Below are 11,248 nucleotides of genomic sequence, written 5' to 3'. Positions count from 1 at the left end.
AACATCACCCCACCCACCACCCCACTCCCCGCAAACGCCAGGTTAAAAACCGTCACCAACATCGACTGCGCAATATCACCCCCCTCCCCCGCAACATCCGCCAAAGCGGTTTGCAACAAGGTCGGCGCGCCACCAAAGCTCATGCCCCACAGCACCATGCCCATATAAATCGCACTCACAGACAGCCCACCCACCCCAAAGGCAAGCGCAACGCAGGTGAAGGCGGTAAGGCTCAGCACCATCAGGCGCCGAACCCTGCCATCAATCAGCACGCCCGTGATCCATAGCCCAACCAAGGCCGCCACGCCGAACGCAAAGAGCCCCTGCTCCACCTGGTCAGCCATCCCGACGGAGGCCAGGAAGGCGGCGATGTAGGTGTAGAGCGTGTAGTGCGCCAGAATCCAGAACATGACGACCGCCAGTACAGGCCGCACGCCTGGGGTCAGCAGGACGGTGCGCAGGGGCAGGCGTCGGTCGGGACGCTGGCCTGGGTAGTCGGGCACGTTGAGGCAGGTCCAGGCCATCAGTAACAGGCTCAGCCCGGAGAGCGTGCCGAACACCCAACGCCAGCCCAGGAGCTGGCCGAGCCAGGCGCCCAGCGGTACGCCGAGGGCCAGGGCCAGTGGGATGCCGAGCATGGCCAGTGCCATGGCGCGGCCGTGCAATGCCGGGGGGACCAGGCGTCTGGCGTAGCCGGCCAGCAGGCTCCAGGCCAGGCCGGTGGCGATGCCGACAAAGAAGCGGGCAGCCAGCGTCAAGGAGAACAAGGGCGACAGGGCCGTCACCGCGTTGCACACAACAAACACCGCGATGGCCAGCAGCAGCACCAAACGCCGGCTCCAGCCCTGGAGTGCGAGGGTCAACGGAATGGCCGCCAACCCGGAACCGAGTGCGCACAGGGTCACCAGCTGGCCCGCCCAAGCTTGCGACACGCCGAATGCCTCGGCGATTTGTGGCAGCAGCCCTGCAGGGACGGTTTCATTGGCGGTGGCGATGAAGCTGCCCAGTGTCAGGGCCAACAGGGCCGCCAGTGGCAGGCGTGCAGTGGTGCGATGTTCGCTCTCGCCGGGTGGATTTAAAACGCTATTTTCAAGTTGCGATTCGCCGTTCATGACCTGTGCTCAACGGGATAGGAGGCGCGAGTGTGGGGAATTGCATTGGTTTTGATAATTGGCCTACCCTTTGATGAATTTTCAAAACTAAATTGAATATGGCCACTGACCGATTGGGTGATATGCGTTTGTTTGTCGAGGCGGCGGCACTCGGCAGTTTGTCGGCCGCGGGGCGCAAATTGGCGCTGTCGCCTGCTGCGGCCAGCGCGCGGCTTATCAAGCTGGAAGCGGCGTTGCGCACCAAGTTGTTTGATCGCACCACGCGCCAGCTGCGCCTCACGGAAGAAGGCCGGTTTTACTTGCAGCAGTGCTGGGTCGCGTTGCGGGCGATCGATGAGGCTGAAGCCGGGCTTCAAGCCAGTCAAACAGAGGTGCGGGGCAAGGTGCGGATATCCGCGTCGGCTGATTTTGGCCGCCACCTTTTAAACGATTGGCTGGAGGCATTCAGCACGTTGCATCCGCAGTTGTGCGTGGCGCTGACCTTGTCGGATTCGGTGTCGAACCTGGTGCAGGATGATGTCGACCTGGCCATCCGGTTTGGCCAGCCCCAGGACAGTTCGATGATCGCCAAGCAGCTGGCACCCAATTGGCGAGTACTCTGCGCCTCGCCCGATTACCTGGCGCGATACGGCGAACCTCAAACTCCCGCCGACCTGGATCAGCACAAGTTCATCGTGCTGGTAACGTCCGCAGGCCCCTTGAACACCTTTCACTTCACGGTGGACGGCCAGGAATGGAACCACACCGTGCCCATGAGCCAGGCCTGGGAAACCAACGATGGCGCACTCGCACGCGCCTGGGCGCTGACCGGGCACGGCATCGCCCGCAAGACCATTTGGGACGCCGCAGCCGACATCCGTGCCGGAAGGCTGAAGGTCCTCTTGCCGGAGTTTTGTGTGCGTGAGGCTGGTGTTTACGCGGTGCTGCACGGCAATCGCTACCGGGTTCCGCGGGTGCGGGTGTTGCTGGATTTTTTGACTGAGCAGTTTGGTCGCGCCACCGAAGAGCTGTTGCTCGACCTTGAGGTGCCGCGTATGGGGAGGTTGTAAGCCGGTTCTGGCAGCCTGGATGTTTTCTGCCTACGCTGTGCCTGCCCGTTTCGAGCCATTCGCCGATTCAGTCCTGTATCAGAAGGATCTAAACCATGGGACACCTTGTCGTGGCTCACGCGATGAGCGTGATGCCGGCGCTGGAGCCACTTTCCACGTTACCGAAGAGCATTGGCTGGTCATTGCACCGGGATGAAAACACCACGTCGTTCTACCTGGACACGTTCAAGGCCGGCGCAGAACGCAAATGGCCCTTCACATCCATGCCGCCCATCAAGGATGTACCCCTTGAGCTGCCTGAAGAACTGGCAGCGTTGTCGCGGGTGTACACGGTGCTTGAGAGCGCCCGGCTAGCCAACACCTTCAAGAGAGCGTTCTTGAACCTCAACCTGGCGCTCAGTAAAAGCCTTCAATTAGACATTTGCAGCGTTTGCACCGATGACGACGGGCTGGATTTTGTGTGCATCTCGTCGAAGGGTGAACTGCAAAGGTTGCGTTGCGTGTGCGGTGATCTGGAAATCACTTATGAGCCTGGGACAGTCACGGTCCAGCCGCTGCTGCTGGAGGGCGTTGAAGGCTGCGATGTGAGTAGTCTGCATGACCCGGAAAATGGGATACAGGTATTGAGGCGGGATAGAGCGCCGTCGTCGTTGCTGCATGGGGTGGCTTCGGCAGAAATCATGGGTTTCCTGCGCGTAGAAAGCCCACCGCTGGGCCTGGGTTGCCTCGATGGCGTGGAGGTCACACCGATGAAGATCGCAAGTTCTGAGGGGGCTTCGCTGGCGCCTGAGGTGATTGTTCAGAAGGCCTGGTGGAGGTGGTGGTAGTGCCCTCTATACCCATCCAAGCGTAATCAACTCCCGTAAGGTGAAGCATGGTGACCATAGAAATATCGGAACACGCCGACTGGAAACTTTTCGAGGACGTGGCTCAGAAGCTTGAACAAGCGCTGGGCGGTTACTGGAAAGAAAAAGTCGACAGCCTGGATGAGCGCTACTGGGATCTGATGGCGGGTGAACAGATGCTCACGTTGCACCTTGAACACTATCTGGGCATTTCGGTAGATGTACCTGATAACGCCGATGAGATGGCTCAACGAGTACGTGCGTTGTTTGAATAGGCTGGTTTTAACCATTCTTAGCTGCAGACTGTGAGGGTTGAGAGATTCGTAGTCGGTTCGTAAACTTGAGTCTTTCGTTGATGACTACCCGAAGATGGAAACTAATTTATCGCTGCAGATCGAACGCGCAGTCTATGACGAGTTTATCCGGCTGTGGGGCCAAGGAGGCTTCAAGCATCAGCGATTGGGCCAAGCCTTCTATAATCACTTCAACCTACACAAACTCAACGATCAAGATTCATTGCGCAAACTCTACGAGGCTGATGGTGAAAAAGCTTCGAGGTTAATTTTGCGCCTTTTTCATTTTCACGGACCGGCAGCTTTGTCGTCTGCATGACCCGGAGAATGGGATACAGGTATTGAGGCGGATAGAGCGCCGTCGTCGTTGTTGCATGGGGTGGCTTCGGCAGAAATCTTAGGTTTTCTAAAAACAGGGAGCCCACCGCTGGGTCTGGGTTGCCTCAATGACATGAAGGTCACACCGATGAAGATCGCAAGTTATGCGTTGGCTTCGATCGGGAGTTTCGAACGCCAGTGGTTGACCTTCATACTCCCCTTGAACAAAGCGCTTCGCAAAGCGATGCTCTTATCGAACCCGAATGTTGGACGCTGCTGTGAAGATAGTGAAATCTACCCGTTTTGACGATGTCGACCACGATTTAGGGTATGAGTACCGTGGCTATAATCACAGCGTGCAGAACGAAGGGAATATGTTCCTGATCAGAACATACGATAACGAACCAGGGCGTGCGACTGTCGTGAGTCCGACCAGGACACAGGCCAACGGCCCCCTTGGGCAGCTTGTCGCTTTCTTGCAGACGGAGCTGGGGGTCTCTCGGATCTGGCTCTACAAAAGTGATGTGGGAAGCTACGCCGAGATCGACCTTGAAACATTGGAATTCCTTACCATATAAATTCAACGGCGATGGCACGGTTGGTGTTTACAAAGTCCGAGCCGGCAATGACGCCAATGACAACACGCAATTTCAACCAGCACTGGGCATCAGCATGATCGGAACTTGAATACTTGGAGCCCCCTTTCCTCCCGGAGTCAAATAGAGGTCTTTCATGGATAGGCGGTCCACGGCCGCCACAACGAGATTGTCGATCATCGGATCGCCACAGCTCTTGACCAGATAGGCCTTGGAACGGGTCTCCCCCACTGCAAACTGATAAAGCACGGTGACCGTGAAGGTCTGACCGGATGCCCTGACATGCTTGAACACCGAAGACATCACCAAGCGAATGCGTTGTTGGCGTACCAATCCTTCAATCCATAACCGGTTGTATTTCTGCACCTGCTCGGCGTCGAGTTCAACCCCTCGCGCCAACAACGGCCGCATCGCCTGCCAGGCTGAGTCGCCATATTTCTGCGTCGCCTCAACATAAAGCTTCAAAGCTGCGGGCACATCATGTGTACCGCCCTGACCGTGCTCCATCATCCCACCCAGCGCCACCGCACCCGCTCGCCCCGCCAGTCGGTAGTAATCACGGGCCTTGACCAGATCAGCGGGTTCGCCCACCCCATCGTGCGCCATGCGTCCGAGTTCAACATAGGCATATGGGTCATCCTTTACCGCTTCGAGATACAGGCTGCGGGCCTTACCGAAATCCTGAGTGACGCCATTTCCGCTCTCGTAAAACGTGCCGAGTACATGCTGGCACGTTGCATTGCCAGCATTGCTCCCCTCCTTCACCATTTTCAGGCTAGCGGATGCAATCTCCCTGCTATAAATGGCTTCATGGCAGGCATTGCTCTGGCTGTCGTCACGCGTGTAATCGAAGGTGCCAAACGGCTCGTAGCGGGTGCTTTGCAGGTCCATCGATGCCGGATTATTTCGTGCCGTCTTGATGTAGTCCGCGGTGTTTTTCCCCATGTCGCCCAGGCTTTGGCAACCAGCCAAGGCGAACAACAGCGCAATCAACGAGAGGTTCCGAGTCATACTTTACCTGTGTCCGTACATGCCATGACGGCTGTTGGCTTCCATCGTTCATTCAATCCTTAGTTATTTACTTGCGCAGCCGGCTCATCAGCAACTGCTATCTCGATCGCGTACAACTTCCACCGTCTTTCTACCCTCCACGCAATGATGGCAATATAACTCCTCTTGGAGAAAGCAGCATCCGGTGCACAGCAAAGCCGGATGTCAGACGCATAGGGAAATGGAAGATGGCTTCGATTCAGATGGATGGTGAGGACAAGACTGCAAAAATCAGCGACTGGGCGATTCGCTGGAGCGAAAAGTACGAAGCCCTGGAGCTGACCTGTCACTTCCCCTCCAACAAGAAATACACTCGCCCGCTCAGTAACTGCCATGTTTCGCCCACCCGCGAATTGACCGATGTACTGATGCACAAATCCGGCAGCGCGGTCGTCACGCCCATTGCTAAAGCGACGATTTACGGCGAGCGATATGCCGTCGTGCACTACACGGGAGCCAAAAAACCCTACGTCTACAAGATGGACGGTATCGGCTTTACGGCCGCGACATCAATGAAAGAATCGCCTGTCTTCCGCTACTTCACTACCGTGGCGAATGCCCGACAGGATCACGCCGAGTCGAAGACTGACCGTGAAATTGCCAACAATGTGGTGCGCCAGCTCGGAAAACTGCCCGCCATTGCTGGCACCGCCTTGCAAGCCTATTGTTCGGGGCGTAATGGCACGCTGGCGCCAGGTCAGGATCTCATCTATCCCTTCGGGCTTAACGAAAGTCAACTTCAGGCGGTAGAGCGGGCGTTCAGCGCGCAAATCAGCGTGATCGAAGGTCCGCCCGGGACCGGCAAGACCCAGACGATCCTCAACATCCTCGCCAATATTCTGTTACGTGGGCAGACGGTAGCGGTGCTGTCCAACAACAATGCTGCCGTGGAAAACGTCTACGAAAAGCTGGAGAAGTACGGTCTGGGCCACTTGGTCGCCAAGCTTGGCAACCAGGACAAACGTGAAGCCTTCTTCGCCGAACTGCCTGCGTGGCCATCAAGCGCGCCTGAGCCGGCACCGTCCCTAGATGAGATCCAGGCCTTGCTGACTCGCTTGAAGAAGCACTTGCAAGACCATAACAGGGCGGCACAACTGCAAATCGAGCTGGACGAGCTGGTCATTGAGCGGCGCTACCTGCAACAGTGGCAAGCAGAAAGTGATGTGCAGACCACAGGTTCACTCGACAAGTACGGCCTGACACCGCGCAAGACTGCAGACCTCATAGCCTACCTGGCTTACCTCGGCGAACAGCGCATTCATTTCAAAGACCGCATCGAGCTACTGTTTAAATTCAGGATCTTTCGCACACAGCCATTCGCTGAGGGCGAGGCGCGCCTAGCGGTTTTCCACGCACTGCAGATGCATTACTACGACAAGTCGTTACAGGACAAGGAGACGGAGCTACGGGAGTGCCGCGAATCGTTGGCACGCGCGAATTTCACGGCCCTGCTGAAAGAGCTGACAACAGCATCGATGCACCACCTGAAGCAGCACCTACAACTTCAGGAGCCGCCATCGGGCAGCTTTGATGCCAAAACTTACTGCAAGCATTTCGATGCCTTCGTGCAGCGATTTCCTATACTGGGCAGCGGTACGCACTCTATCGTCAATTCGATCGCGCCGGGAGCGGTCCTCGACTACGTAATCATCGACGAAGCCTCTTTGCAGGACATCGTGCCGGGCATCCTGCCACTGGGCTGCGCAAAGAATCTGATCGTCGTTGGAGATAACCGTCAGTTGCCGCATATCCCTGTGGCACTGGGGCTTCAAGCACCTGACGAGGCCTATGACTGCGAGGTCTACAGCCTGCTGGATTCGTGCATTGCCGTATTCCAGGACGCGCTGCCCAGAACCCTGCTGAAAGAACATTACCGCTGTCACCCCAGGATCATCCAGTTCTGCAACCAACAATTCTACGACAACGCACTGGTGCCGATGACCGAGGACAAGGGCGAAGCCCCCCTTCGCCTGGTGGTGACAGCCAAGGGAAACCATGCCAGAAAGAACACCAACCTTCGGGAATTGGACTCCCTACTGAAGGTGCTCGAGGACGAGGGGCCTCCGGTGGGAATGGACGACGAAGGTCGTGGCTACATCGCCCCGTTCCGGGCGCAAGTCAACCTTTGCGACACACACTTGCCGACGGATTTCGTCAGGGACACCGTGCACAAGTTTCAGGGCCGCGAATGCGACGAAATTGTCTTCTCCACCGTGCTGGACAAGAAGCGCTACAACCAGACGCGAACACGCCTGGATTTCGTCGACGACCCCCGCATGGTCAACGTGGCAGTTTCGCGGGCCAAACATCGTTTCACCTTGGTGACCGGCGACGAGGTATTCACTGACAACAATAGCCACATCGCCGCACTGATCCGCTACATCAGCTATTACGCGCAAGATGAGCAGATCGTACGCGCGCCGGTGGTGTCGGCATTCGACCTGCTGTACCGCGAATGCGACCAGTCTCTGGCGCGCTTGGAGGCTCGCCTGCGGTCCGAGGATTCACGCTACAAGTCCGAGCAGATTGTGGCGCAGTTGCTGCGCGAAGCGCTGTCAGCCCCAGCGTGCCAGGCATTGAAGTTCCACACACAGATCGACCTGGATAAGATTGCCTCGCCGGGTAGCCTCGACTGGACGGAGCCCCAGCGAGCGTTCATGAGGCGCGCCAGTTGCGATTTCGTGATCTATTTCAAAGTAGGCAAGAAACCGATAGGGGTGATCGAGGTCGACGGCGGGTACCACGACCACCCCGTGCAGGCTGCTCGGGACGCCATGAAAAACGAGATTCTGGCGAGAAGTGGCATTCCTATTTTGCGGCTGCGGACAGTTGAAAGTGACATCGAACGCAAAATTGGCGGTTTTATAGGACAGTGGGCCAGCCATGCCCATGACGCATAAACACTGAGTTAGAGGTCGTCAGTCGATGATGGTAGCAATCGACCCAATACGGCCCCGCGCGGGTAGTCGCTTCCTGAACACGGGAAAGCCTTTTCAATGAGCGAAGCATTAGAGGGGCGACTCATATTGCGGCAACGCAAGGAGTTGCCGTCTTACCTCTAAAGCTATAGCTGCAAAACCTTTTCTCACACCTCTTTTTGACACCGAGTAATCCTGATGGGCAGAGATGTCCTCCCAGCGCTCGACTGTTTGAATCGTCAGGTGTGCACTATCAGTTTCAATCTCGAACGCAATGAATTGTTCGGCTTGAGTGAGCAGTAGTCCGAATAAGCTGGGCATGCCGGGAAAATCTATTTCCAATTTGAGAACGACGGTATCGGACCAGACTACACCTTGGCTTTCGGCGTACTCGGCCAAGCAAGCAGGAACTCCCCTGCCCCGCCAATAGCTAGCGGTGACCGAGATCTTATGTGCCGTGATCGTATTCTGTTCTTGAACGTTAAGTTGCCGCTTTTTCAGTAGCCGGTTGATATCCAAGAGAGGCCTCTAAGCACAAGAGAGTCATAAAATCAGAGTGACCGCAGTCAGTCATCGTAGGATATCTAGGCCAGAACGTCCGCCCGACAGTGATGGCGTAATTACACACGTTATCAATGTATCCACCAACGCAACGGACTTCGTTGCATCAGCTTCTGGCCTAGAGCGTGTAACGTCAGACTGGGCTTTCTATATCGACGCGAGAAGACCGCTCTCAGGTTTCGCGAGCGGATCAAGGTTACGACGTTTTCTGGAACAGTTAAAACGGCGAAGCAACCTCTTACAGCCCTTTAGCTGAGGTAAAAACCGTTTTTTATGCCGTTAACATTTTCATCAAGTCAGTGGTGCCGATGATTCCCGCTCCGCGCGTCATCATGGAGCGGGCTTATGGGCAACCCCTCACATCAGGCTGCTTTCGACCCGAAGCGCACGGTTGCCAGCCATCAAACGCCCACACGCCTCACCTCAGTGATGTTCAATCAAACCGAGTTCGATAAAACTCCTGGCCGTAGCAATAATCGCGTCCTCCGGGCTGCGAGGTGCCCAACCCAACAGTGTCATGGCCTTGGCCGCCGTGACGCTCATATCGACGCCCAACAGCTTGACCATGCCCAGCATCATCGGATTCGTTTTGGCAGCGGTACGGATGTTGTCATCGCTCAGTTCCTGAGTGGAAACATTCCTGGCCGCCTCACCCAGATGATCGCGCAGCGTGCGTGCCACCTGCACCATCGGCAAGCTGTCGCCCGAACTGGCCAGGAAACGTTCGCCGTTAGCGGCCGGATGCGTCATGGCCAGCAGGTGCAACTCGGCCACATCCCTGACATCCACGAAACACGAATTGATGTTCGGGCAGCCAGGCTGTCCTTCCAGCATGTCTTTGATGATCCGGGTGGAGTGAGAGTAGGTTGCGCCCAATACCGGGCCCAGCACCGCGACCGGGTTGATTGCCGCCAGTTCAAGACCTTGCCCCTCAGCACTCTGGATGAATTCCCAGGCCGCGCGCTCCGCCAGCGTTTTTGATTTCTGATACGCCCAGACATCACCGCTGACATCACTCCAGTCGGTCTCATCAAACGGACGGCGGTAGTCAGCTGAATGGCCGACACCAACCGCACCGAACGCCGAGGTGAGGACAACACGCTTGACTCCCGCCTCGTTCGCGGCGCGCAGTACACGCAAGTTTCCTTCAATGGCTGGATTGACCCAGTCCGCTTCAGTCACCTGGTTGCCTGACGGCGTAGGCGATGCACCGTGAATCACGTAGCGACAACCAGCGACGGCCTCTTTCCAACCGTCATCGGACATCAAGTCGGCGACCACAAACGACAGGTCGCTCCCCGGGTCGACATTGCGTTGTTTCAGGTGCCTGCGCACTTCAGCTTCGCGCGCCAGCGTGCGCACAGTTGTACGAACCTTAAAGCCATTTTCCAGCAGTGTGATGATGCAGTATTGGGCAATAAAACCTGTGCCCCCGGTTACCAATACAGTTTGCTCATTCATGTCCGCCTTCCTCACCGGATTGATCGTCAGGAAAGGCTACCGGCCTGCTACCGGATTCTGAATATTTGATCGTACGCCAGGCTTGCGCGATAGTACGGACATGCACAACGATCCTTTTTCCGACATCCTCAAACTCGCCCGCGCCGAATCGCTGGTGACAGGCGGTTTTACCGCAGGCGGGCGCTGGGCGCTGCGTTTTCCTGCTCCGGACAACATTAAATTCTTTGCGGTCATCAAAGGCAGTTGTTGGGTCACGGTCGACGGCGACGACAGCCCGACGTTGTTCCGCACGGGTGATGTGGGGCTACTCAGTACCAAACGCGCTTTCGTGCTCGCCAGTGATCCGGGGGTCGAACCCACCGATGCAATGGCTGTGTTTTCGGGCCCGGGCAAATCCCACGTGCCCATTGGTGAAGGCGACGATTTCGCACACATTGGGGGTCACGTACTCCTCGACCCTGTCAGTGGGAGGCTGTTGAGACAGGTCCTGCCGCCGTGGATTCACGTGCCGGCTGCGGCGCCTGAAGCCGCTTCTTTTCGCGGGCTGCTTGATCAACTGGTGCAGGAACGGTTAACCCCAAAGCCAGGCGCGCAATTGGCATCCGCCCACTTGGCTCAACTGCTGTTCATCCAGATCCTGCGTGCTCACCTGGAAACCAACGGTTCACCGCTGGCGGGATGGCTGGCCGTGCTTGGCAATGCCCGTCTTGCACCAGCCCTGCAATTGATACATGGCGATCCTGCCCGCTCGTGGCACCTGGAAGACCTGGCACGCGCATGCGCCATGTCACGAACGACGTTTGCACAACACTTTCGCACCGTGGCAGGGATGACGCCAATCGCATATCTCACACATTGGCGGATGCGGCTGGCTGAGCGCGCGCTACGTGAAGGCAACGAACATATCGGCACGGTTGCGCAGGCGCTGGGGTACACCTCCGAAAGCGCCTTCAGCCATGCTTTCAAGCGGGAGACGGGGCTCGCACCCAAGGCGTGGCGGTTTGCTGCGAAAGGATGAGTCGGTTGAGTGCCTTGATCTGTTCAA

General features: G+C 57.0%; 10 protein-coding genes. 6 read left to right on the top strand and 4 right to left on the bottom strand.

Translation table 11 applies throughout. From position 1 onward, the window contains the following. A partial coding sequence (locus AC07SU_RS30365) for an MFS transporter (RefSeq protein WP_494999200.1) occupies positions 1–1,112 on the bottom strand: 1,112 nt, incomplete at its 3' end. Between the two features lie 98 nt (positions 1,113–1,210). On the opposite strand from AC07SU_RS30365, the gene AC07SU_RS30360 reads away from it, so the two are divergent. The 4 genes from AC07SU_RS30360 (at position 1,211) to AC07SU_RS30345 (ending at position 3,618) form a co-directional block, all read left to right on the top strand. Next, positions 1,211–2,161 (top strand): LysR family transcriptional regulator, encoded by a 951-nt coding sequence (locus AC07SU_RS30360; RefSeq protein ID WP_494999199.1) that lies wholly within the window; start codon positions 1,211–1,213, stop codon positions 2,159–2,161. Positions 2,162–2,256: 95 nt separating this feature from the next. Further along, a complete protein-coding gene (locus tag AC07SU_RS30355; protein WP_494999198.1) occupies positions 2,257–2,988 on the top strand; it encodes a hypothetical protein in 732 nt (243 codons plus the stop codon). A gap of 47 nt (positions 2,989–3,035) precedes the next feature. Continuing rightward, complete coding sequence (locus AC07SU_RS30350) at positions 3,036–3,281, top strand: DUF3630 family protein (protein ID WP_494999197.1); 246 nt, start codon at positions 3,036–3,038, stop codon at positions 3,279–3,281. Between the two features lie 94 nt (positions 3,282–3,375). Beyond that, positions 3,376–3,618, top strand: a complete 243-nt coding sequence (locus tag AC07SU_RS30345) for a hypothetical protein (protein ID WP_176995428.1) — start codon at positions 3,376–3,378, stop codon at positions 3,616–3,618. Positions 3,619–4,267: 649 nt separating this feature from the next. Here the strand turns inward: AC07SU_RS30345 and AC07SU_RS30340 are convergent. Next, positions 4,268–5,206 (bottom strand): tetratricopeptide repeat protein, encoded by a 939-nt coding sequence (locus AC07SU_RS30340; RefSeq protein WP_494999196.1) that lies wholly within the window; start codon positions 5,204–5,206, stop codon positions 4,268–4,270. Positions 5,207–5,451: 245 nt separating this feature from the next. Here AC07SU_RS30340 and AC07SU_RS30335 point away from each other — a divergent pair, with 245 nt between their 5' ends. Next, positions 5,452–8,163 (top strand): AAA domain-containing protein, encoded by a 2,712-nt coding sequence (locus AC07SU_RS30335; RefSeq protein ID WP_494999195.1) that lies wholly within the window; start codon positions 5,452–5,454, stop codon positions 8,161–8,163. A 108-nt stretch (positions 8,164–8,271) separates the two neighbouring features. Here the strand turns inward: AC07SU_RS30335 and AC07SU_RS30330 are convergent, their stop codons facing one another. Then, positions 8,272–8,700: a hypothetical protein gene (locus AC07SU_RS30330; RefSeq protein WP_494999194.1), complete on the bottom strand. Its 429-nt coding sequence runs from the start codon at positions 8,698–8,700 to the stop codon at positions 8,272–8,274. 465 nt (positions 8,701–9,165) lie between these two features. Then, a complete protein-coding gene (locus AC07SU_RS30325; RefSeq protein WP_494999193.1) occupies positions 9,166–10,203 on the bottom strand; it encodes an SDR family oxidoreductase in 1,038 nt (345 codons plus the stop codon). A gap of 100 nt (positions 10,204–10,303) precedes the next feature. Here AC07SU_RS30325 and AC07SU_RS30320 point away from each other — a divergent pair, with 100 nt between their 5' ends. Then, positions 10,304–11,221 (top strand): AraC family transcriptional regulator, encoded by a 918-nt coding sequence (locus AC07SU_RS30320; protein ID WP_494999192.1) that lies wholly within the window; start codon positions 10,304–10,306, stop codon positions 11,219–11,221. Positions 11,222–11,248 lie beyond the last annotated feature (27 nt).

The organism is Pseudomonas sp. GW821-FHT05H12, assembly GCF_059419385.1.
Note: the sequence above shows the minus strand (reverse complement) of the source record. Positions and strands in the feature narration are given on the sequence as shown.